At 63.9% G+C, this 23,547-nt stretch carries 19 protein-coding genes; 8 read left to right on the top strand and 11 right to left on the bottom strand.

Going from position 1 to position 23,547, the window contains the following annotated elements; genetic code table 11:
• The first annotated feature begins 9 nt into the window (after positions 1–9).
• Positions 10–939, top strand: a complete 930-nt coding sequence (locus JYK05_RS17035) for a cation diffusion facilitator family transporter (protein ID WP_206468375.1) — start codon at positions 10–12, stop codon at positions 937–939.
• Positions 940–963: 24 nt separating this feature from the next.
• Here JYK05_RS17035 and JYK05_RS17030 read toward each other — a convergent pair whose 3' ends face one another.
• Entirely contained in the window at positions 964–1,365 is a 402-nt protein-coding gene (locus tag JYK05_RS17030; protein ID WP_206468374.1) for a hypothetical protein, read from the bottom strand.
• Between the two features lie 68 nt (positions 1,366–1,433).
• Between JYK05_RS17030 and JYK05_RS17025 the strand changes: the two genes are divergently transcribed.
• The 7 genes from JYK05_RS17025 (at position 1,434) to JYK05_RS16995 (ending at position 12,741) form a co-directional block, all read left to right on the top strand.
• The gene (locus JYK05_RS17025) at positions 1,434–3,992 is read left to right on the top strand and encodes a mechanosensitive ion channel domain-containing protein (protein ID WP_206469623.1); all 2,559 of its coding nucleotides are present in this window, start codon (positions 1,434–1,436) and stop codon (positions 3,990–3,992) included.
• A 199-nt stretch (positions 3,993–4,191) separates the two neighbouring features.
• The gene (locus JYK05_RS17020) at positions 4,192–5,268 is read left to right on the top strand and encodes a purine nucleoside permease (protein ID WP_206469621.1); all 1,077 of its coding nucleotides are present in this window, start codon (positions 4,192–4,194) and stop codon (positions 5,266–5,268) included.
• A gap of 513 nt (positions 5,269–5,781) precedes the next feature.
• Entirely contained in the window at positions 5,782–6,099 is a 318-nt protein-coding gene (gene flhD / locus JYK05_RS17015; RefSeq protein ID WP_175941724.1) for a flagellar transcriptional regulator FlhD, read from the top strand.
• Between the two features lie 17 nt (positions 6,100–6,116).
• Positions 6,117–6,788 (top strand): flagellar transcriptional regulator FlhC, encoded by a 672-nt coding sequence (gene flhC, locus JYK05_RS17010; protein WP_175941722.1) that lies wholly within the window; start codon positions 6,117–6,119, stop codon positions 6,786–6,788.
• Positions 6,789–6,963: 175 nt separating this feature from the next.
• Complete coding sequence (locus tag JYK05_RS17005; protein ID WP_206468373.1) at positions 6,964–9,369, top strand: DNA polymerase II; 2,406 nt, start codon at positions 6,964–6,966, stop codon at positions 9,367–9,369.
• A gap of 93 nt (positions 9,370–9,462) precedes the next feature.
• The gene (locus JYK05_RS17000; protein ID WP_206469619.1) at positions 9,463–12,129 is read left to right on the top strand and encodes an ATP-binding cassette domain-containing protein; all 2,667 of its coding nucleotides are present in this window, start codon (positions 9,463–9,465) and stop codon (positions 12,127–12,129) included.
• Positions 12,130–12,138: 9 nt separating this feature from the next.
• Complete coding sequence (locus JYK05_RS16995) at positions 12,139–12,741, top strand: ParB/Srx family N-terminal domain-containing protein (RefSeq protein ID WP_206468372.1); 603 nt, start codon at positions 12,139–12,141, stop codon at positions 12,739–12,741.
• On the opposite strand, the gene JYK05_RS16990 is transcribed toward JYK05_RS16995, so the two are convergent.
• From JYK05_RS16990 to JYK05_RS16945, 10 genes are all read right to left on the bottom strand, one after another.
• Positions 12,731–13,714, bottom strand: a complete 984-nt coding sequence (locus JYK05_RS16990) for a UDP-glucuronic acid decarboxylase family protein (protein WP_175941718.1) — start codon at positions 13,712–13,714, stop codon at positions 12,731–12,733. The genes JYK05_RS16995 and JYK05_RS16990 overlap by 11 nt on opposite strands.
• A 36-nt stretch (positions 13,715–13,750) precedes the next feature.
• Positions 13,751–14,710 carry a glycosyltransferase family 4 protein gene (locus tag JYK05_RS16985; RefSeq protein ID WP_206468371.1) on the bottom strand — a complete coding sequence of 320 codons (960 nt, stop codon included), beginning with the start codon at positions 14,708–14,710 and terminating at the stop codon, positions 13,751–13,753.
• Entirely contained in the window at positions 14,697–15,761 is a 1,065-nt protein-coding gene (locus JYK05_RS16980; RefSeq protein WP_206468370.1) for a glycosyltransferase family 9 protein, read from the bottom strand. The genes JYK05_RS16985 and JYK05_RS16980 overlap by 14 nt, the downstream gene beginning before the upstream one ends.
• Positions 15,758–16,813, bottom strand: coding sequence for a glycosyltransferase family 2 protein (locus JYK05_RS16975; RefSeq protein WP_206468369.1), 1,056 nt, complete (start codon positions 16,811–16,813; stop codon positions 15,758–15,760). Before JYK05_RS16975 ends, JYK05_RS16980 begins: the two co-directional genes overlap by 4 nt.
• Positions 16,810–18,555: a carbamoyltransferase C-terminal domain-containing protein gene (locus JYK05_RS16970; RefSeq protein WP_206468368.1), complete on the bottom strand. Its 1,746-nt coding sequence runs from the start codon at positions 18,553–18,555 to the stop codon at positions 16,810–16,812. Before JYK05_RS16970 ends, JYK05_RS16975 begins: the two co-directional genes overlap by 4 nt.
• Before the next feature lie 12 nt (positions 18,556–18,567).
• Positions 18,568–19,752, bottom strand: a complete 1,185-nt coding sequence (gene waaF / locus JYK05_RS16965) for a lipopolysaccharide heptosyltransferase II (protein ID WP_206468367.1) — start codon at positions 19,750–19,752, stop codon at positions 18,568–18,570.
• Positions 19,749–20,327, bottom strand: coding sequence for an HAD-IIIA family hydrolase (locus JYK05_RS16960; RefSeq protein WP_206468366.1), 579 nt, complete (start codon positions 20,325–20,327; stop codon positions 19,749–19,751). Before JYK05_RS16960 ends, waaF begins: the two co-directional genes overlap by 4 nt.
• Positions 20,324–21,613: a glycosyltransferase family 1 protein gene (locus JYK05_RS16955; RefSeq protein WP_206468365.1), complete on the bottom strand. Its 1,290-nt coding sequence runs from the start codon at positions 21,611–21,613 to the stop codon at positions 20,324–20,326. The genes JYK05_RS16960 and JYK05_RS16955 overlap by 4 nt, the downstream gene beginning before the upstream one ends.
• A 197-nt stretch (positions 21,614–21,810) precedes the next feature.
• The gene (locus JYK05_RS16950) at positions 21,811–22,779 is read right to left on the bottom strand and encodes a glycosyltransferase family 2 protein (RefSeq protein WP_206468364.1); all 969 of its coding nucleotides are present in this window, start codon (positions 22,777–22,779) and stop codon (positions 21,811–21,813) included.
• Complete coding sequence (locus JYK05_RS16945; RefSeq protein ID WP_206468363.1) at positions 22,776–23,495, bottom strand: PIG-L deacetylase family protein; 720 nt, start codon at positions 23,493–23,495, stop codon at positions 22,776–22,778. Before JYK05_RS16945 ends, JYK05_RS16950 begins: the two co-directional genes overlap by 4 nt.
• Between the last annotated feature and the right edge of the window lie 52 nt (positions 23,496–23,547).

The raw sequence follows: 23,547 nt of genomic DNA, 5'->3' as shown, positions 1-23,547 counted from the left end.
CGGGTGCACATGAAGGAAGAATCGCCGAAAGCCATCTTCTACGCGCTCGCCGCGAATCTCGGCATTGCGGTTTGCAAGTTCGCGGCAGCCGCGTTCACGGGTTCCGGCTCGATGTTCGCGGAAGCCATTCATTCCACCGCCGACTGCGGCAATCAACTGCTGCTGCTCTTTGGGCTGAAGCGCGCGCAGGCTCCGGCGAACGCGCTGCATCCGCTCGGCTCGGGACGCGAGATCTACTTCTACGCGCTTCTCGTGGCGCTGTTGCTCTTCTTCGTGGGCGGGGCGTTTTCGGTGTACGAGGGCGCGCATCGGCTGCTGCACCATGAGCCTTTGTCGAATCCGATCGTCGCGCTCGTGATTCTCGGGGTGTCCGTCGCGCTGGAGGCGTTTTCGCTTGCCGGCGCCGTGCGCGAGATACGCAAGACGACGCCGAACAAGACTTTATGGCGATGGTTCCGCGAGACGCGCGAATCCGAGCTGCTCGTCGTGGCCGGCGAAGACGTGGCCGCGCTCGCGGGTCTCGCCATCGCCTTCACCGCTGTGCTGCTCACGATGATCACCGGCAATCCGGCCTACGATGCCGCCGGCTCCATCGGCGTCGGCCTGCTGCTCATGGTTATCGCGTTTCTCGTCGCCCGCGAGGTGAAGTCGATGATCGTCGGCGAGTCCGCGAGCCCCGAAGTGCGCAAGGCCATCGACGCGCATCTGCGCGCCCGTCCGGAAGTCACGCACATCATCAGCCTCATTACGTTGCAGTGGGGCAAGCATCTCGTCGTCGCGGTGCAGGCCGAGATGATCGACTACCCGAGCGGCCGCGCGATGATCGACGCGATCAACGTCATCGAAGAAGACCTTCAGCGTGCATTTCCCCAAGTGCGCTGGGTGTTCTTCGAGCCGGATGTGCCGCGCGAAGTGCGCAAGTCTGCCGCCGCTGCCTGAGCCGGCGCTGCATATAAGGCAGACTCAAGGCAAATGCGCGGGCGCCCGCGCATAGTGTGGGCGCGGCGTGACGGGCGTCGCGGGCACTTGGGTGCGGCCGTGGTCCGGAACCTGCGTGACGCCCATCTCAGGCAACGGCGCGGCGTGTCGCCCATTGGCCACAAGCGCGCCCGACGCGGCGCGCGGCGTGTTCGGCATGCCGCCCGGCGACGCAAAAGGCGGAGCGGGTGCGCCAAGTGCTACAGACAACGAAGCCGCCGCGAGCGCGACTTTCGCCCCGCGCGCGCCGTCTTTCAACCAGCGAAATCGACCCCGGTACTGCGAACGTTTGAGCATTGTCCTTGTCATTGTGGTTTCAACATCAACGCGATAGCACGCTTCGGTCCGCGGCGTGCAGTGCTTGCGGCGCGCCGCCTGTCGAGCCATCGCGTGATTCCGTGCCGTGCGCGTCGTCCGCATCGAGTCCCCGAAATTTCGTGATCTTCATCCGACCCATGCGCAACTATTTACTTGCCGTCTATTTCATTGTCGTGTCGGGCCTCGTCTCGATGCTCTCGCCAACCGCCCTGGCCGCCGCGCCCGCGCAGCATGCGTCGCAGCCCGCGGTCGCGCTGACGCCGCAACAGGCGCGCGATGCGCTCTCCGTCCTGAACGATCCGCAGCGGCGCGCGCAAGTCGCCGACACGCTGCGCGCGGTGGCCGCGGCCGGCACGCTCGCCGCGCCCGCGAGCGCGGCGCAGCCTGCTTCGGCTGCGGGCGCCGCGCCGGCATCCGGGGCGTCGGGCGTGCTGGCGAATTCGCTGAAGGCCAACGGCCTCGCATCGCAGATTTCGCGTCAGGCGGGCAACTGGCTCGTGCATTTCGGCACGGGGCTGCGGCACTCGGTGGCGGCACTACTCAACGTGCGCTCGGTGGTGCACTGGTGGCACGACCGGCTCGCGAGCGAGCAGGCGCGGGATCTGATGGCCCATGTCGCATGGTCGGTGCTGCTCTCGCTCCTGCCCGCGCTCGTGATCGAATATCTGGCGGGGCGTCTTCTGAGGAAGTCGCGCGAGAAAGTCGCCGCGCGCGGAGTCGCGGACGCCGAAGTGACCGAGCCGGAACTGGTGCAGGAGCAACGCGCCGCCGAACATGCCGAGGATGCGGCGCACCGCTCCGGCGACGAAGTGCAGCAGCATGTCGCGGAGCGAAAGGCGGACGCGGCGCGCGGCAAGCGCCATGCGGCGCGGCACTGGACCCTGCTGCGGCGGCTGCCGAACGCGCTGCTGTATCTCGTGCTGAGGCTGATCCCGCTCGGCGTGTTCATGGGCGCGGCGACCGTGCTGATGTCGGTTTTCATCGACGACAACACGACCGAGGCGCACGTCGCGGGCGCGTTGATCGACGTGTATCTGGTCTGCCGCCTCGTGATGATCGTGTTCGGCTTCTTCGTCGCGCCGCGCGCGCGCGGCTTGCGGCTCCTGCAAATGCGCGATCAGTACGCGATGTACATGTACCGCTGGCTGCTGCGCATCGTGATCGTGGCGGGCGCCGGTATCGCGCTCGCGAACGGCTGCGAGCCGCTCGGCCTGACCGATGCCGCGCATATCGCGATTCTAAAAATCGTCACGCTCGTCGTGCATCTGATGGTCGCGTGGGTGATCTTCGAATCCCGCAGGCTCGTCGGCGAGAGCATTCGCCAGCGCATGACGGCGTATCGGTCGGTCGCGCTCGTCGGCAGCTGGGTCGCCGATGTCTGGGCGGGCGTCGCGATTTTCTTCGTGATCGCGCTGTGGTTCGTGTGGGCGCTCGACGTGCAGAACGGCTACAGCACGCTCTTCCACCTCGGCGGCGTGTCGCTGCTGGTGCTGGTCGGCGCGCGCGTGGCTGCGATCGTCGCGTTCGGCGCGCTCGGGCGCCTCTTCCGCGACAACGAAGAAGAGGACTTCGCGAGCAAGTCCATCGCGCATCGCCACGCGTACCGCTATTACCCGGTGCTGCGCCGGATCGTGCAGACGGTCATCGGCGTGGCGACCGTCATTGCGCTGCTCGAAGTGTGGGGCGTGCATGTCGTGCGCTTCTTCACCTCGGGCGGCGTGGGCAACCGGCTTGCGTCGGCGATTCTGACCATCGCGGTGGCCGCCGTTTTCGCGGTGCTCGTGTGGGAGACGGCCAACGTGCTGGTCGAGCGTCGTCTCGAACAGTGGAACGCCACGGGCGACCGCGTGCGCGCCGCGCGCCTGCGCACGCTCTTGCCGATGATGCGCACGGCGCTCCTCGTCGTCATTGGCATGGTGGTCGTGCTGACGGGGCTCTCGGAGATCGGCGTGAACACCGCGCCGCTGCTCGCGAGCGCCAGCATCTTCGGCGTGGCGCTCGGTTTCGGCTCGCAGAAGCTCGTGCAGGACTTCATCACCGGCATCTTCCTGTTGATGGAGAACGCGATGCAGGTCGGCGACTGGGTCACGGTCGCGGGCGTGTCGGGCACGGTGGAGTATCTGTCGATCCGCACGGTGCGCCTGCGCGGCGGCGACGGCTCGCTCTACACCGTGCCGTTCAGTTCCGTGACGACGGTGAACAACACGAACCGGGGCATCGGCAACGCGGCGGTGCGCGTGTCGATTGCGCTCGGCCAGGACGTCGATCTCGCCATTGCGACGCTGAAGGAGATCGGCAGCGCGCTGCGCCAGGACGAGGCGTTTAGCGACGGCATTCTCTCCGACTTCAGCTTCTGGGGCGTGGATGCGGTCGATGGCTCGACGGTCACGCTCGCCGGCCAGATTCAGTGTCGCGACAGCGCGCGCTGGCCGGTGCAGCGCGAGTTCAACCGGCGCATTCTCAACGAGTTCACGGCGCGCGGCATCGAGATCGCGAATCCGCAGCGCAACTTCGTGATCGTCGGCGGCAACGGGCACGAGACCGCGCAGGAGCTTCAGCAAGATAGCGAACGGACAGGCGCGGAACAGCGCGCGGAGCCGTCGAAGGCGTCGCAACATCCGACGAGCGAAGCGGCCTCGGGCAGCAATGTCGCCGCGAACGCGCCGCCGCCGCGCGGCGCGCAGAGCGGTACATGAGCGGGCATATGAGCATCGGAGCCCGCGCGGTCGAATAGCTTATTGGCTCTCCTATAATCGTCCGGGCCGCCCGCGCCGCCACATGACTGCCACGGCGCGGCGGCTTTTCTTCGAAGTTCGAACCTTCAAGAGGACGATGCTCGCCATGAAAATCGCCGCACGGTTTCAATCGACTCGTTTCAAGCGCGCGCCCGCGAAAATGCGCGCGGCGCTCGCCGCCGCCGGCCTCGCGACGCTGTGCGCTTTCACCGGTTGCGCCTTCGCGCAACAACCCGACGACATGAGCGGCGAACGCCACGGAGACGGCGAACGCCACGGAGACGGCGGCCGGCACGTCAAGGTGATGATCGTCACCATGTTCGGGCCGGAAGGCCAGGTCTGGCTCGACAACCTCGGCCCGTGGGAGGCGGTGCACGTGCCGGGACTTTCGCCGGACTATCCGGACGTGCACTGCAACCGCGACGACGTGTGCGTCATCACCACCGGCATGGGCCACGCGAACGCCACGGCGTCGATCATGGCGCTGACGTTCTCCGACCGCTTCGATTTGCGGCACACGTACTTCCTGATCGCGGGGATCGCCGGGATCGATCCGGCGCGGGGGACGCTCGGCTCGGCGGCGTGGGCGAAGTATCTGGTCGATTTCGGCATCCAGTGGGAAATCGACGCCCGCGAAAAGCCGGCGGACTGGCCGACCGGCTTTCTCGGCATCAACACGAAGAGCCCGCACGACAAACCGCCGCTCGACTATCGCACGGAAGTGTTCGCGCTGAACGCGTCGCTCGCGGACGCGGCCTACGCGCTTTCGCGCAACGTGACGCTCTCCGACAGCGATCAGGCGAAGGTGGCACGCGCCAAATTCAACTACGCGCCGGCGAACCAGCCGCCACGCGTGATCCAGTGCGACACGCTCGCGGGCGATACCTGGTGGTCGGGCAAGTACATCGGCGAGCGGGCGCGTTACTGGACGCGCCTGCTGACTGACGGGAAGGGCGTCTACTGCACGACGCAGCAGGAGGACAACGCGACCTTCGAGGCGCTCAAGCGCGCCGCGAGCGTCAAGCGAGTGGATTTGTCGCGCGTGGCGGACCTGCGCGCCGGCTCGGACTTCGACCGGCCGTACGAAGGACAGACGGCCAGCGACAACCTTCTGAACTATTCGGCGCAGGGCGGTTTTACACCCGCCATCCAGAATTTGTATCTGACCGGCAATCCTTTCGTTCAGGAAATCGTCTCCCACTGGGGCGCGTGGCGCAAAGGCGTGCCTCAGCGATAAGCACCGGGCAAACCCTCGTTTTGTCCGATGTCACAAGGTAGTAACAGGACATCAGAATCTATTACACCTATAGCCGCGAATCGGTAATTTCCGGTATCGCGGCATTTTTACCGTTTTTCGGCCTAAAAGCGCGTCTCAAAAATATCCCTTCATTCTGTCAACCGAATGCCCGAACGCCCCGTTGTTCCGGGCGTCAGGCAATTACTCATATAAAAAACCAGCCTCGCAAAATTCGAACGAGCAGACGAAAAACTCCCGTCGAAACGCAGTCAAATTTTCCGGTTTCGCGACGAAGCAAACGTTACCGATCGAAAGTGTTGTTTGCAACAAAATATTATTGAGATGGTCTTGCGCTCGATTAAGGCCGTCCTTAGAATCCGTTTCACAGTGTTGTTACAAGTTGTAACGGCCTGTATCAAAGTACGTAGCCGGGCGAAGCAAGCCCGGTGAGGCACAAAAAAGATATCGGCAAAAGCCGGCGAGAAAATCGGGGATTTACTGGAAGCAGCAACCATGAACGGTCGCGAGACGCTGGAATCGATCCGGGAAATCAACTTGTCTTACATCATGCTCGCACAGCGTCTGCTGCGCGAGGACCGGGCCATCGGCATGTTCCGGCTCGGGCTGTCGGCCGAACTGGCTGACCTCCTGTCTGGGCTCACGCTCGCGCAGGTCGTCAAGCTCGCGCAATCCGACAATTTGCTGTGCGCTTTCCGCTTCAACGATCACTCGATGCTGTCCGCATTGACGCAGCCCGCGAAGAACGCGGACATCGCGCCGACGCACGCAGCCATCCTGCTGGCTGGCCAGCCGGCCGAACAGTTCGCTTAAGAGAGACGGAGCGAGCCATGCTGAAGAAGAGCCTCACCGAAGACGCCCAGGAAGTGTTCCGCGCCATCGCGCTGATCGAACTCGGCGCGCGCATGCAAGTGCTGGAGAGCGAACTCACGCTTTCGCGGGATCGCATGATTCGTCTCTATCGCGAAGTGAAGGGCGTGTCGCCGCCCAAAGGCATGCTGCCGTTTTCGGCGGACTGGTATATGACGTGGCTCGCGAATATCCACGCATCGCTGTTCTACAACACCTATACGTTCCTCAAGAACGAAGCCGGTTGTTCGCATCTCGATGCGTTGACCAAGGGGTATCGGCTGTATCTCGAGCACTGCAATCATAGTGGCGCCGAGGCGGTACTCGACCTTACGCGGGCCTGGACTCTTGTGCGCTTCTTCGACGCGGGCATGCTGCAGATGACGGCGTGCTGCCGCTGCACCGGGAAGTTTGTTGCACACAAACATGATTTGCAGAACAACGTGGTGTGCGGGGCCTGCCAGCCGCCGTCACGCGCGGGGAAGACCAAGAAAGCGGCGGCCGCTCGACAGGCCGTTCAAGAAGCCGCTCTGGAGGTTGTGTCTAGCAAGAGCGAAGTGCCGCCAGCACCGGAGTTTCCGGCGCATGTCGCACTCGAAAACGTGGCGGCCTTGCAGCCGCCGCGCGCAAGCCTGGTCGCACAGGCTGCTTAGGCGGTAGCGGCGCCGGCGCATCCTTCGAGGACCATCCAGCGTGGATGTTCTGGATGGTGGATGACCGGCAGGCCGCTACCGCGTTTTACTTTCTGCACCAGCTTTCTCGCTTCGTTCACGCCGGCGCGCTTTCAATGCGCGCCGCTGCATTATCCGCCCCAAATAAAATGCTTCGATGGCACGCGCTTTCGAAGGACACGCCTTGGCTCAGGCACCGAATCACTCCCGGCAGGGCTTTTTGCTGACGCGTCATTGGCGCGATACGGCCGCGGGCACCGAGGTCGAGTTCTGGCTCGCCACCGACGACGGTCCGCGCAAGGTCCGCATCGCGCCGCAAACGCCGGTAGCGTTCATCCGCGCGGAAGATCGCGATACGGCCGAGCCGCTCGTGCGCACCGTGCGCGATGCGCAATTGCGCGAACTGCCGCTCACGGACTTTCGACACAAGCCGGTTCTAGGGCTTTACTGCGCGCAGTATCGTCAATTGCTCGCGCTCGAAAAGACGCTGAAGAATGTGGGCGTGACCGTCTACGAAGCGGATATCCGTCCGACCGAGCGCTATCTGATGGAGCGGTTCATCACCGCGCCCGTTTCCTTCGAAGGCGAAGCGCGCGACGGCGTGGTTCACAGTGAGCTGAAGCCTGCGCCGGCGTATCGTCCGACGCTTAAGCTCGTCTCGCTCGATATCGAAACGAGCGCTACGGCCGAGCTCTATTCCATTGCGCTCGAAGGCTGCGGCGCGCGGCAGGTCTATATGCTCGGGCCACCCACGGGCGACGCGCATCCGCCGCTCGACTTCGACCTCGAATATTGCGCGAGCCGCGCGGAGATGCTTCAGCGTTTCAACGCGTGGATCGCCGAGCACGATCCCGATGCGATCATCGGCTGGAACGTCGTGCAGTTCGATCTTCGCGTGCTGCAGAAGCATGCCGACGCTTATGACGTGCCGCTGGCCATTGGCCGCGATGGCAGCGTGATCGAATGGCGCGAGCACGGCATGAAGCGCAATCACTTCTTTGCATCCGTCGCGGGACGGCTCGTGATGGACGGCATCGAGGCGTTGCGCTCGGCGACGTGGAACTTTCCTTCCTTCAGCCTCGAATACGTCGCGCAATCGCTACTGGGCGAAGGCAAGGCGATCGACAGTCCCTACGCCCGCATGGACGAGATCGAGCGGCGCTTTCGCGAAGACAAGCCTGCGCTCGCACGCTACAACCTGACCGACTGCGAGCTCGTCACGAAGATCTTCGAGAAGACCGAGCTTCTGCCGTTCCTGCTCGAACGCGCGACGGTGACGGGACTGGCCGCCGACCGCAGCGGCGGCTCGGTCGCGGCGTTCACGCATTTGTACATGCCGCGCATGCATCGCTTAGGGTACGTTGCGCCCAATCTCGGCGACGTGCCGGAAGAAGCGAGTCCCGGCGGTTTCGTGATGGATTCGCGGCCCGGTCTCTACGATTCAGTGCTCGTGCTCGACTATAAAAGCCTGTACCCGTCGATCATTCGCACCTTCCTGATCGATCCGGTCGGTCTCGCGCAAGGCATGAGCGAAGCGCAAGAAGAGACGCGCACCGTGCCCGGATTTCGCGGCGCGCGCTTTTCGCGCGACAAGCATTGTCTGCCGGCCATCGTCGGACAAGTATGGGAAGGGCGCGAGGCCGCGAAGCGTCAGCGCAACAAGCCGCTTTCGCAGGCACTCAAGATCATCATGAACTCGTTCTATGGCGTGCTCGGTTCGAGCGGCTGCCGTTTTTTCGATCCGCGGCTCGCCTCGTCCATCACCATGCGCGGCCATGAAATCATGCATCGCACGCGCGAGCTGATCGAAGCACGCGGCTACAGCGTCATTTACGGCGATACGGATTCGACCTTCGTGTGGCTGCGCCGCGCCCGCAGCGAGGACGACGCCGCGCGCATCGGCCGCGCGCTCGTCGAGCATGTCAACGATTACTGGCGCGAGCATCTGCGCGAAACATTCGGTCTCGATAGCGCACTGGAACTGCAATTCGAAACGCACTTCAAGCGGTTCTTGATGCCGACGGTTCGCGGCACCGACGAAGGCAGCAAGAAGCGTTATGCGGGACTCACGCAACGCGCGGACGGCAGCGAAGAAATCATCTATAAAGGGCTAGAGACGGTGCGCACGGACTGGACGCCGCTCGCACAGCGTTTTCAGCAAGAGCTTTATATGCGCATCTTCAAGGACGAGCCTTATGAAGACTATGTGCGCGATTACGTCGAGCGCACGCGGCGCGGCGAGCTGAACGACCTGTTGATCTATCGAAAGCGCCTGCGCCGCAGCCTCGACGACTATGAGCGCAACGTGCCGCCGCATGTACGCGCCGCGCGCACCGCCGACGAATTCAACGCGCAGCAGGGACGCCCGCTGCAATATCAGAACGGTGGATGGATCAGCTACGTGATGACGGTCGGCGGCCCCGAGCCGGTCGAAGCGCGTCATGCGCCTATCGACTACGAGCATTACGTGAGCAAGCAGCTACAGCCCGTGGCCGACGGCATTCTGCCGTTCTTGCGCAACGACTTCGCCACGCTGATGTCGGGACAGCAAGCGCTTTTCTAGGCATCAAAAGACGAACGGGCGTGCGCGGGCGCGGCACTTGCTGCCGCTTTACGCGTTGCTTGCATCGACAACGAGAATGGAAGCATGCACATGATGACTGCGTCCACGGAAATCAGCCGCTCGCAAGTTCGTAACCGCATCGTGAAGGACCTTTGGCAGGCGATCTGGACGTTTCGCTTGCAGACGCTCGGTGCCGTTGCGTTGATGATTGCGTCGCGCCTTGCGGTGGTGTCCGTTCCCCTGATGCTGAAACACGTCATCGACGAGTTCAGCAAGCCCACCGCGAACGCCGTATTCCCGGTGTTCGTGATCCTGACGTATGTGCTGATGCGCTATCTCGGCGACGTGCTCAACGAAGCACGCGACGTGCTGTTCAGCGTCGTCACGCAACGCACCGTCGCGTCGTTTTCCGCGCGCACGTTTTCTCATTTGCACAACATGGGCGCGCGTTTTCATGCGCAGCGTGAAACGGGCGGCGTGGTGCGCGACGTGCAAAAAGGCGCGGACGGTATCGGCTTTCTGCTCGGCGTCGCCATTTTCACCATTGTGCCGACGCTCATCGAAATCGGCACGGTCGTCGCCATCATGGTGAGCCAGTATGCGAAGACCTTCATGGTTGCGATCGGCGCGACGTTCGTTTGCTACGCGATCTATACGCTGATTTTCACGCGCTACCGCATGCGTTTCCAACGCGCGGTGAACCGGCTCGAAGCGCAATCGGACAGCCGCCTCGTTGATAGCTTGCTGAACTACGAGACGGTCAAGCTCTTTGCGAGCGAAGACGTCGAACGCCAGCGTCTTTCCACCGTGCTCGACAAGTGGGTCGACGCGCGCACCGCGAACCAGCGCGCGTTGACGATCCTGCATGTCGGGCAAAGCACCGTGATCGCCATCGGCATCGCGGCCGTGATGCTGCTCGCCGCGCAGAGCGTGGTGGCGGGCACGATGAGCGTGGGCGACCTCGTGCTCGTGAACGCGTATATCGTGCAAGTGTGCGCGCCGCTCAACACGCTCGGCTTCGTCTTTCGCGAGACGAACGATGCCATCGTGAATGTCGAACGCATGTTCGAGATTCTGCTTGCGCGAGGCCGTCGCGGTGAAGACGTGGACGAGGCGGATGCCAAGCCGCTCGTCGTGACGGCAGGCGAAATCGAATTCGAGCACGTGGACTTCGGCTACGATCCGGCGCGACAGATACTGCGCGATATCGACTTTCGCGCGCATCCGGGCAAGAAACTCGCGGTGGTCGGCGGCAGCGGCTCGGGCAAGTCCACGCTCATGAAGCTGCTTTTCAGGCTTTATTCACCGACGGCGGGTGTCATCACCATCGACGGTCAGGACATCCGGCAGGTCACGCAAAAGAGCCTGCGCGAAGCCATCGGCATCGTGCCGCAGGATACCGTGCTCTTCAACGATACGATCGCCTATAACATCGCCTATGGCCGGCCGTCCGCCACGCGTGCCGATGTCGTCCGCGCGGCGCGTGCCGCGCAACTGGACAGCTTCATCGAACGATTGCCCGATCATTACGACACGCGCGTCGGCGAACGCGGCGTGCGGCTCTCGGGCGGCGAGCGGCAGCGCATTGCGATCGCGCGGGCCATTCTCAAAGATCCGCGCATCATCGTGTTCGATGAAGCCACCTCGGCGCTCGATACGCGTTCCGAGCGCGCCATTCAGAGCGAACTCGACCGCCTCGCGCAAGGCCGCACGTCCATCGTCATCGCGCACCGGCTCTCGACTGTCGTGAATGCGGACTGGATTCTCGTGATGGAGCACGGCCGCATTGTCGAGCAAGGTCAGCATGCGGAACTGATCGAGCGCGGTGGCGTGTATGCGCGTATGTGGGCGCTGCAATCGCAACAAGGCGAGCTCGCGCAGGTTCAGCGCAAGGTGTCGGCGCAACCGGTCGGCCTCGGCGCGTTGATCGCGGGCGTAGTCGATGGTCTGCACGAGGAAATGGTCGAACACGGCGTGCAGCTTTACACCATGATGCCCGATGCCGATCTGCGCGTGACCGGCGACCCCGGCGTGCTGCAGTTCGTGATCGCGGACTTGTGTCGCACGGAGACACGCGCGGCTGAGCGTGGCGAGCGCGTCGAGCTGCGTGTGGAACGCGAAGCGAATCAGGTGCGCGTGTGCGTGCTGGGCCGTCGCGCGCAGCCCGCGCCGCTTTCGCAGGAGCAGGCTCGCCGGCTCGAGCAGGCGCTGGCGGAAACGGGCGGCACGTTCACGGTGGGCTATGTCGACGGCCACCTCGCCTACGTCGCGATGATGCCGCTGCGTCCCGTGGTCGATACCGACAGTTTCGCGGGCCTCGCGGAGCCGAACGCAAACGTTACCGGCACTCTGGAGGGCCTGTGCGTCATGGTGCTGGACGATCAGGAAGCCGCTCGCGAGGCGCTCGGCGCGGTGCTGGAGACGTCGGGGGCGGGCGTGCGACTGGCAGCGTCGGGCAAAGAGGCGCTCGAATGGCTCGCGCAAGCGCCGACGCAGGAATGGCCCGATGCGTTCTTGTGCGACATCGTGCTCGGCGAAGAGGACGGCTATCAGGTGTTGCGCCGCGTGCGCGAACTGGAAGCAAGCCGCCGTGTGTCGCTCGGGGAACGCATGCCGGCCATTGCGTTGACAGGACACACGCAGACGGAAGACCGGCTGCGCGCGCAGATGGCAGGCTTTCAGTTGCACTTGACGAAGCCCGTTCCCGCCGAGCGGCTGATCGCGGCGATCAGGCAGGTCGCCGCGCGCACCGAAGCATGAGGATACGATATGGACACCGAAGCATCGGCGCGCATCGTTGAACTAAAGCCGACGCAAGGCGCGCTCGGTATGGAGCATGTGCGAAAGAAAATGCGTCTTACGAGCAGCACGCCCGAGCACGAACGCGCGGCATTCCTGCGCGAACACGCATTGCGTGTGGTACGCGGGCCGGGCGGCACGCTGCATGTGATCGATCATCATCACTGGGCGCGCGCCTGGTATGAACTGGGCATCGACGTCGTGCCGGTCATGATCGCGTGCGACTACAGCGACCGCGATCAAGCTTCGTTCATCGCCGCGCTGCGCGAGCGGCGCTGGCTTCATCCCTTCGATGCGCAAGGCCGCGAAACGCCGGTCGAAGCACTGCCGCCGTCCATCGCCGCGATGCCCGACGATCCGTATCTGAGCCTTGCTGCCTTTGTGCGAATGGCCGGTGTCTATTCCGATTCGCCCGAGGTCAATGCAAAGTTCGCGTGGGCCGGGTACTTCCGCGAGCGCGTGCAGGGCGACTTCTCGTCGATTGCAGGTTTCGCCAAGGCGCTCGCGCAGGCAGTCGCGGCTTCTCGTCAAGACGAAGCGCGCGCGCTGCCGGGCTACAACGTCAAAGCGTAGCCAGTGCCGAACGAGTCTGCTGCGCCTCGATGATCTGCCGGAAGTACGCGGCGGTGCGGCGCAAGCCTTCGTCGAGCACGGTCACCGGTTCCCAGCCGAGAAGCTGGCGCGCCTGCGTGATATCCGGCTGACGATGCCACGGATCGTCCATCGGCAGCGGGCGGAACACGATCTCCGACTTCGAGCCAGTCAACGCGACGATGCGCTGCGCGATCTCCAGCATCGACAGTTCATGCGGATTGCCGAGATTGACCGGGCCCGTCACGTCGTCGGGCGTGTTCATCAAACGGATGAAGGCGTCCACCATGTCGTCCACATAGCAGAACGAACGCGTCTGCGTGCCTTCGCCGTAGACGGTGATCGGCTCGCCGGCGAGCGCCTGCATCATGAAGTTGGACACCACGCGGCCATCGCTCGGATGCATACGCGGCCCGTACGTATTGAAGATCCGCGCGATCTTGATGTTGAGACCATGCTGCCGGCGATAGTCCATGAAGAGCGTTTCGGCGCAACGCTTGCCCTCGTCATAGCATGAGCGCGGACCGATCGGGTTCACGTTGCCCCAGTACGCTTCCTGTTGCGGGTGAACGCGCGCATCGCCATACACTTCGCTCGTCGATGCCTGAAAGATCTTGGCCTTCACGCGCTTGGCGAGCCCGAGCATGTTGATCGCGCCGTGCACGCTCGTCTTCGTGGTCTGCACCGGATCATGCTGATAATGAACCGGCGACGCAGGACATGCGAGGTTGTAGATCTCGTCCACTTCCACGTACAGCGGAAAGGTCACGTCATGACGCATCAGTTCGAAGTTGGGACTGTCGAGCAGATGCGCGATGTTGTCCTTCGTGCCCGTATAGAAGTTATCGACGCACAGCACGTCGTGCCCTTGCGCCAGCAGGCGTTCGCAAAGATGCGAGCCGAGAAAGCCCGCGCCGCCCGTCACCAGAATGCGCTTGCGATATGCTTCCTTCATGTCGGTTCCTTTTTGTGGTGATTGGGTCGCGGTCGGTCAACTGCACACGTGGCGCAAGGTCGCTTCCCATTCGGCGGCGAAGCGGTCGATGTTGAAGCGTTCCAGCGCGAGACGGCGCGCGCCTTCGCCGAGACGCCGCGCTTCTGCGGGATCGCGCAACAGTTGTTGCATGACATCGACGAGCGCGTTCGTGTCCGTATGAATGAAGCCGCTCTCGCCATTGCGAATGACGGTGGCGAGTTCCGTCGTCGCGAGACCGATGATCGGCATGCCGATCGTCATGGCTTCGACGATGGCGAGGCCCAGGCTCGTCCAGCGAATCGGGTTGAAGAAGAAGCGGTATTGCGCGGAGAACGCAGCCAAATCCAGATTGCCGATCTCGCCCAGACCGCCCGCCGATTCCGCGTCCATGCCGACCAGATCGAGCGGCACGCGTTGCGCGGCATCCGCGAACACGTCGCTGCCGAGCCTGCGCCCGCGCTGCCGCAAATGATTGATGACGACGATGCCGCGTTCCTTCTCGCCCGTATAGCGCACGCCTTCCGGCACGACCACGCCATGTTCGATCACGCGCGTCGGCGTGTCGCCGCTGTCCCACATCAGGCGATTGAAGTGCGTCACATGCACGAGTAGCGTGTCGCGATCCTGCACCCAATGGCGTTGTTCGAACGGATTCTCCTGCGGCGGATCATGTTCGATATACACGCGAGGCAAGCGCCGCTGCGCATCCGAAAGCAGGTTGATGCGATCGTCGTCCCAGTGCGTGCGATGCTGAAACAGCACGACGTCGAACTCACGCGATGCCACTTCGTCGGCGGGTACCTCATGGACGTTATCGCCCCACGGCAGCACTCCGACTTTGCCGGCGTAGCCGGGCGGATGACCGGGCTTCGTGACGAGATAGAAATCGTGCTTCGCCTGAGTCAGGTAGTAGAGGTAGTTGCCGTGCACGTGCCATGTGAGCACGCGCAGACGTCGTTGATTAGCAGTGGGCATCGGTTTCCAGTTTTTCTACGGGCAATTGAAGTCGTGCGACATCGAGCACTTGCGCAACGCTCACATTGAGCGCGCAAGGATGCCCATACGGACACTCGCGAAACGAACACGGACGGCACGGCGGATAGTCCGCGAGCACGCGATGCCTTTCATGATCGAGCGGCGCCCAGCGTTGCGTGTCGCTGCCCGAGGCAATGACGACGCTTTTCGTTCGCATCGCGGCCGCCACGTGCGAAAGCCCCGTGTCGTTGCACACAATGAGTCGCGCGCGCGCCACGAGCGCCGCCAGCCCGCCGAGCGATGTCTTGCCGGTCAGGTCTATCGCGTTCACGCCGGGCGTGTTCGCGATGCTCGCGGTGATGGCCGCTTCGCCTGCGCTGCCGGTCAACGCGACTTGCCAGCCATCGCTCGAAAGCGCGGCTGCCACTTGCGCGAAGCGTTCCGCAGGCCATCGTCGCGAAGGCAGCTGGGCGCCGGCATGCACGAGAACAAGCCGTGCAGTGTCGAGGCCATATCGTTCGATCAGTTCATCGCACTCGTGCGTGTCGTGTTGCGTGAGCGGAATTTCGAGTTGCGTGTCGTGCGCATCGATACCGAGCGCCTGCATCAGCGCGTTATAGCGCGCGACTTCCTGCAACGCGTCGGGCCACGGAATGAATACGCCTGCGCGCGGTGCTTCGTCCGGCTTGAGAAAGCCCGCGTTGACGCGCGCGTGCATCGCTTCGACGATATCGTTCGCCACGCCGCCGCTGCCGTGCAATTGGATCGCGAGATCGAAGCGGCGCGCGCGCATGGCATCGTAAAAGGCGGGGAGGTGCGCGTCCGTTTCTTCCTGCTCCGGAAAGCCGACGGCGCCCGGAAACAGGATTAATTCATCGACGAGATGCGCATAGCGTTCGACGAAGCTATGCGCCCACGGCAAGCCGATCAGCGCGATGTGTGCATTCGGATAAGCGCGGCGCAGGGCACGCATCGCGGGCACGCAACACAGCATGTCGCCGAGCTGAAGCGCCCGAAAAATCGCAATGCGCTCGACGTGCTCCGGTTTCATATGAATACCACGCGGAATTTAATGGCGCCGTAAATTCGCCAGTACACCGAAAGAAACGGTATCCATAGCGATGTCCACGCCATTTCCAGCACGTGCGACGGTGTCAGCGCGGTCGACTTCAGGCGCTTGAAGCAGAACCATGCGGTCATGCCGAGCCAGGCCGCGAGGCAGACGCCCGCGAGCTTGTTGTTGCCGTTCGCGAGCGCGAACACGGCCACGACTACGGCGACGATGATCGCGTAGTAGAGCAGCGGCGGCAGGCTGCGAATGCGTGTCTTAAAGAGCGACCGATGCTTCTTGTAGAGCAGCGCGTCGAATTGGCTCTTCTTCTGCTGCGACAAGCTCACGCCCCAGCGTGCCGGCCGCACCGGATGCAGAAGCATTGCATCGTGCGATCGCACGATATGCGCGCCAATGCGCATCAGTTCGAACTGAAGGTCGGAGTCTTCGCGCCACGCCGACGTAAAGCGGGCATCGAAGCCGTCCACGCGTGCGAGCGCCGAGCGCGTCACGAACGTATTAGCCGTCGCGAATTCCGCGCGGGAGAGACCGGCTGCGTCTTGCTCGTAGTCGGTCGGACGCGGGGGGAGCGGCACCACGATACGTCCCGATACCGCGTCCGCGCCCGCCCGCAACGCGGCCACGCCTGCCGCGAGCCAGTGCGGATCGGGGATCGTGTCGTCGTCGGTGAACGCGATCAGCGGCGCGCCCGATGCGCGCCATCCCGCATTGCGAGCGCCCGCAGGGCCTTGAGTTGCGGTGACGGGAACGTAGCGGATGCGGGGCGCTTCGTCGAACTCGCGGGCGAGCGCGGTGACGCGCGAGCGCGTGGCTTCATCGGGACCGTCATCGCACACGATGATCTCGAAGCGCGCCTTGTCGTAGTCCTGCGCGATGATCGCCCGCAGACAGCGTTCCAGCATGTCGGGCCGCCGATACGTCGGCACGACCACCGACACGTCGAAGGCCGCGCCCGCCGCTGCGCCCGCATTGCGCTGCGTGGACGCGTCCCTCGCGCCGTCGTAGGGAAACGAGCCTGCAATCGTGCTCATGCACGCACTCCCGGCTTCTCGATCAGAAACGGCCCGATTACGAGCGCATCGAGCGGCGAGGTCCAGAACGATTCGAGCGCATCGCGCGGCGAATTGACCATCGGCTCGCCGCGCGTATTGAACGACGTATTCACGAGCACCGGCACGCCCGTGCGCGCCTTGAATGCGGCGAGCAAGTCGTAATAGAGCGGATGCTGCGAGCGGTTCACGGTCTGCACGCGAGCCGTGCCGTCGATATGCGTCACCGCCGGAATGCGCGACTTCATATCCTCGCGCACATCGAATACGAAGAGCATGAACGGTGCGACGCGTGCATCGACGAACCAGTCGGCAGCGTGTTCTTCCATCACCACGGGCGCAACAGGGCGAAAGTCTTCACGATCCTTGATTTCGTTCAGGCGCGCCTGCATGGACGGATCGATCGGCGACGCGAGAATCGAGCGCGCACCGAGCGCGCGCGGACCGAACTCCGTGCGTCCCTGATACCAGCCGATCACGCGATTGGACGCCAGAATCTCAGCGGTTTCGCTCGCAATGTCGTTCAGCCGGCGGTACGGCGTCTTCGACCACTTGAGGAACTGCTCGATCTCGTCGTCTTCATAACGCGGGCCGAGATACGCGTGATTCATGTGCCAGCGCCGGCTTTTATCGCCTTGCTTCACGCGCTCCTGATAGTCGGTCCAGAGCGCCGCGCCGAGCGCGGTGCCCGCATCGCCCGCAGCAGGTTGAACCCAGATGTCTTCGAACGGACCCCGATCACGCAGACGCGCGTTCATCACGCAATTGAGCGCGACGCCGCCCGCCATCGCGAGATGCTTGAGGCCGGTGCGTTCATGCAGCCAGCGCGCGAGATCCAGCGCCGTTTCTTCGAGCACCACTTGCAGCGAATGAGCGATGTCGTAGTGATGCTGCGTGAGCGGACCGCCGCGCTCGCGTCGCGGGCCAAAGCGCTCAACGAGACGCGGCGCATCCACGGTGTAGCTGCCGTCGTTGCGATACTTCACGATCTCGCGGAACTGATCGACGTATGCGGGCTTGCCGAACGAAGCAAGCGCCATGACTTTGTACTCGTCCGACGAGTGAAGGAAGCCGAGATAGTCCGTCACGGCTTCGTAGAGCAAGCCCAGCGAATGCGGCAATTCCACCTGTTTGAGGCGCTTGTATTCGCCATCGACGAACTGGCCGAGACTTGTCGTCACGCCTTCGCCGCGGCCGTCCATTGTGAGCACCGCCGTGTTCTCATACGGCGCCGCGAGAAACGCGCTCGCCTCATGCGACAGATGGTGATCGACGTTGTGCCACTCGAAGCGCGGCGCGCGTCCGCCGCTGGCGAAACGCTTCTTCAGATGATGCGGCGCGCCGTCGAGCAACTGGCCGCGGGCATTGACGATATAGCTCAGGAAAAGCGGGTCCCACGGCGATTCCGAGGGATTGCCGGTCACATGCTCCGACGGCATGAAGGGCAGGGCGATGGTCGCCTTCGCCTGCTTGGGCATGCCCGAGAACAGATGCGGATCGTACGAATACGCTACATGGTCGATATCCGCGAGTTCGATGCCGGCTTCCTTCAGGCAATAGTCGATGGCATCGAAAGGAAGCTGCCACGTCGAGAAAGGCACGGGGCGCTTCGCATGCTTCACATGCGTGAAACGCTCGTCTTCCGCCGCCGCGATCACGACGCCGTCGCGAACCAGCGCCGCCGCGCTGTCGTGATAGACCGCATTGATTCCGAGTGTGTACATAAGGCGCGTCTCTCAGGGTAGTGTCAGATGAGCAGGATGGTGTTCGGTGCGGGCATCGAGTAAGGACAGCGCGGTATCGACGACTTCATCGACGCTCACGCCGAGCAGACACGTGTGATGCCCTTCGGGACACACGCTGCGATAGCACCAGCGGCAGGGCACGTCGCGGTACAACACGCGATGCGGCGTTTGCCACGGCATATGCTGCGGATTGGTGAGCGCATACAGATCGACGACCGGCGCGTTGAGCGCCGATGCGATATGCACAGGACCGCTGTTGTTGGAGATCAGCACGCGCGCATGGGCGATCAGTGCCGCGAGCTCGCCCAGTTCGAGCGCGCCCGCGAGACTGACGACGCGCGTATCGCCGGCGCTGACGGTCTCGCACAATGGGGCTTCGCTCGCCGAGCCGGTCACGAGCACGGGCCAGCCGGTTCGATCCGCGAGCACGCGCGCGGCCTGCGCGAATCGCTCGGGCGGATAGCGCCGCGATGCGGCGGTCGCGCCGGGATGCATGACAAAGAAGGGCGCGTCGAGATCGATACCGCGTTCGTCGAGCTTGCGCGCAAGCGATGCCTCGTCTTCGGCGCGCAACGCGAAGCGCATGCGCGTATCCGCGTGCGTTGCGCCGACGCTCTGGACGAGCGCAAGCTGCCGCTCGACTTCGTGTCGCGTGCCCTGTTGCGGCTCGCGTTCTGCGACCCAATCCGTTAGCAGCCCGTATGGATTTTCCCGGCAATGCGCGAGGCGCAGCGGAATCTTCGCCAGATGGCAAAACATCGCTGCGGGAAGCGGATTCTGGCTATAGACCGTGAAGATGACGGCGGCATCGAAGCCGAGCGATGCAAGCCGCTCGCACATCGCGATGTCTCCGCTCGCATTGATGGGCTTGTCATGCTTGACCCACGGCGCGTCGTATTCGATCACGTCGTCGATATCGTCGATGAAACGCGCCGCCTGTGCCCCCGAGCGCGATGCAAGCAACGTGAGATGCCGCCCTGGATACGCGTGTTTCAGCGCATGCAGCGCGGGCGTCGTCATCAGCACGTCGCCGAGGTTGTCGAGTCGAATGCAGAGAATGCGCCGCACGTCCGCGCCCCATACGCGCTGAGGCGCGATGGCCGGCGCGCGGGCGTGCGCGTTCGCAGGCTGAAGAGGGATGGCGATATCGTTCGCCCGTGACGGATCGCGCTTCATGTCGCGAGCTCCGTCGCATGCCACGCACGCTCGATGATGCGCGCGGCTTCGCCCATGTCCTTCGCAGTGGCATCCGGTTCACGCAAGGGACCACGCTGCCACAGCGTCTCGTTGCCGTTGTCGATCAGCACCGCGCGGCAGCCCGCGCGATGGCCCGCTTCGATATCGTCGAGGATGTCGCCGACGAACCAGCTTCGCGCCAGGTCGAGGTCGAGTTCGCGCGCGGCCCGCTGGATCATGCCCGGCGCGGGCTTGCGGCAATCACATACCCGTGCATAACGTGCGACAGTGCCCTGCGGATGATGCGGACACCAGTAGATGCCCGCGAGCCGCGCGCCCGCTTCGGCTGCGAGCTCATGCAACTTGCGTTCGACGTGCCGAAGCGCTGACTCATCGAACTTGCCGAGCGCGACACCGCTCTGATTGCTGATGACGACAATGGGCACATTCATGCGCGCGAAGATGGCAAGCGCATCGCGTGCGCCTGGCGCAAGACGCATCTTCGCGGGATCGACGTTATAGGGCACGTCGTCGAGCAGCGTGCCGTCTTTATCGAGGAAAACGGCGGGCTTCATGCGGTGGCGCTGCCGTATGCGGCGCGCCGGCTGTCGAGGTCCTGCGCGATATCCACCCCCGCCACGCGCGCATAGACGCGTTCGAGCGACTGCGCGACGCCGGACCATGTGAACATGGCGCGAGCGCGTTCGAGGCCCGCTGCGCCCATGCGTTCGGCGCGCGCGGGGTCGCGCTTCAGCGTGGCGAGCGCATCGGCAAGCGCGCGCGGGTCCTTCGGCGGCACGAGCAGGCCCGTTTCCTCGTGCGCCACCGAATAGCGGATGCCGCCCACGTCCGCGCCGATGACCGGCCTGCCGCAGGCCATGGCTTCAAGCGGCGTGATGCCGAACGGCTCATACCACGGCGTCGTCACGAACACATCGGCTGCGTTATAGAAAGTCTTGAGGCGTTGCCTTCCATGACGGCCGAGAAAGTTCACCTTGTCGGCCACGCCGCATTCCTGCGCGATGCCGCGCAAACGCCCGATTTCCGGCGTCGCGATCTCATTCGCTTCATCGGAGTTGCCGCCGATCACATACAGATGCGCGTCCTCGTTCAACTCGCGATTGCAGAGGCCGATGCCGCGCACCACGTTGTCGATGCCCTTGCGCGGCACCATGCGCCCGAGTTGCAAAACGATGAAGCGGTCCTGCGGCCAGCCGAGACGCTCACGCGCTTCGACCTTCTTCATCGGATGAAACTCGGTGCTGTCGAAGCCGCACGGCACGAGGTCGATGCGTTCGCGCTCGGCGTGATACAGCGACACGAGGTCCGCTTCGTCTTGCGGGCATTCCGCGATCACCGAATCCGATTCGCGCACGAGCGCGTCTTCGATCTCGAAGCGTTCATCGGGAAAGCCATCGCCCGCGCCTTGATGAATGCGCCGCACGCGACCAAGCGCATGAAACGTCGTGACGAGCGGCACGCCCAGCGCTTCCTTGATGCGCATGCCGACGAGTCCCGACATGAAGAAGTTCGCATGCACGACGTGATAAGGCGTCGCCTGCTTCTTGAAGAAGCCGATCATGAAACGAGCGAACTCGTCCATGTGCGGAAGAAGCTGTTCCTTCGCCAGTTGCACCGGCGGACCCGCCGGCACGTTGATGACGCGAATGCCGCGTATGCCTTCGAAACGCGACACCAGCGGCAAGAGAGAACGGTCGCGGCGCGTGAAGACATCCACTTGATGGCCGTTGCGTGCGAGCTGCCGCGCGACGTGCGCGACATAGATATTCTGCCCGCCGCTATCGACACCGCCCGCTACCGCGAGAGGCGACGCATGCTCACTGATAAGTGCGATCTTCACGTGTAGGCCCCCTCGATTCGCGTTGTTCGAAATGGGCTTCGAGCCGTTGAGCGCGCACAGGGATTGCCGCGTCTTTCGAAGCTTGATGGCCTGTGAGCATTCGTTGTGCCACCAGCGCAAAATTGCGCAGAATCGTTGGTTCGTTGCGGGACGAACAAAATTTCGTTAGACGTACCTTCGTCAGCAGCGGCGCGGTTTTACACGGTGTGTGTAGCGTCTGCCGGTATCGTGGCGTGTTTGCTTGCTTCTGCCCGGGCATGGCGGCGATCGTCTTCGCGCACGATCGATCGCATGATCCGCACGTGAGCGCCCACCACGCGCCGATGTGCGAGCGCCCAGGGCAATCCACGCAACATCTGAATCGCATCTCGCCAGAACGCGCCTTCGCGCCACATGACGGCGAGCGCCTGCATGCTCGCGTGCAAGGCTTCGCGCAACGGCAAGCGAAGCCACGCGACCCACGCTGCGTTACGCGCGAGCAGGCGTCTGCGCAAGGCGCTGTCGCGGATCGGAGAAGGGTGATGATGCAGGACGAGTTCGTCTGCATAGACGAGTGCGTGGCCGTGATCGAGCATGTCGAGCGCAAGCAGCGATTCCTCGCCGCCTATGAAAAGCCGCGGCTCATAGCCGCCCATCTCCCGATAAACGCTCGTGCGAAACACGCTCGCGCCGGCCATGTAGCCGATGAGCGCCGGCCCCGGCAAACCGTTCGCGCCGAGCGGACTCACGCGCATGCGCTCGCAGGTTTCGTCGGCATCGCCGTTTTCGCCGACGACCACCCGCGCGCTCAGCACCGCGACGCGCGGCGCGGCATCGAGGATCTCGACTGCGCGCGTGAGCGAGCCGGGGCTCCACCACGTGTCGTCGTCGCAGAAGGCGACGTACTCGGTGCGGACCTTCGCCACGCCGAGATTGCGCCCCGCCGCGCCCATGTTCGACGGCGCGACGACGAGTTCGACGAACGGGAAGGCTTGCGCGATGCGTGCCGCGGTATCGTCGGACGAGGCGTTATCGACCACCACAATGTCGATGCGATCCGGCAGCGCCGCGAGTCGTTCCAGCGTGTCGAGTACCTGATCAGCGCGGTTGTAGGTCAGCACGACAACGGTGAGGCGCGCGGCGGCGTCGTGAGCAGCGCGTGCAATGCGTTCCGGCAGCGAGCTCATGCGCGTTCCTCCGCAACTTCGAGTGTCCAGAAGCGCTCGGGCCGGAACACGTCGTCGTATCCGTTCGGGCCGAATGCCTTCAATTGGCTCGCGTACGCGGCCACGGCTTCGCGCTTCAACGCTTCGCGGCGCGTGGCTTGCCCATGCTCGGGAAGGCGCGCATTGAGCGGCGTAGCGTCGATGCCGCGTTCCATCAAGTCCGCGAGCCGCTGCTGTAAGAGCGCGCGGTGGCATCGATAGAGCGCCTCTTCATAGGCGATGCACGGCAGCTCGGGATGGCGCAACCATGCATCGCACGCGGCCTCATGCACGAGCGCGTGGTCCGAATGAAACAGGCCGAGCGGGATCAGCAGCGTTTCGGGGCGATGCTCGTCTATCGCGTCGAGAAACGCCTGCGTCATCGCCGCGCGCGTGGGCTTGTCGGCGTCGGGCGCGAAAGGTACGTATTGCGAGTCGAGGAAGCCGAGATGCAGCGGCGTCGCGCCGAGCAGCCCGAGCGCGCGGTTGTCTTCTTCGATGCGCGCGGCCATCGCCTGCTTCGCGTCCACGAAGCCGCACTGGGCGTCCCAGTCCGTGCTGGCATCGGCGGCGGGGCAGCCCGTGAAGACCGTGCAGACCAGCACGTCGGCCGCGCCGGCGAGCGACGCGCCGCAACCGAACACGGCGTCGTCGAGATGGGGAGAGATGAGCAGCGTTTTGCGCGGGACTTCGATCATAAAGGAGCCGTTGAGAGCGAATGACGGCTCGTCCAAACGCAAGTACCGCGCC

Source organism: Caballeronia sp. M1242 (assembly GCF_017220215.1).
In the GTDB taxonomy this organism is placed as follows: Bacteria; Pseudomonadota; Gammaproteobacteria; order Burkholderiales; family Burkholderiaceae; genus Caballeronia.
This window is presented reverse-complemented; position numbering and strand designations above follow the sequence as displayed.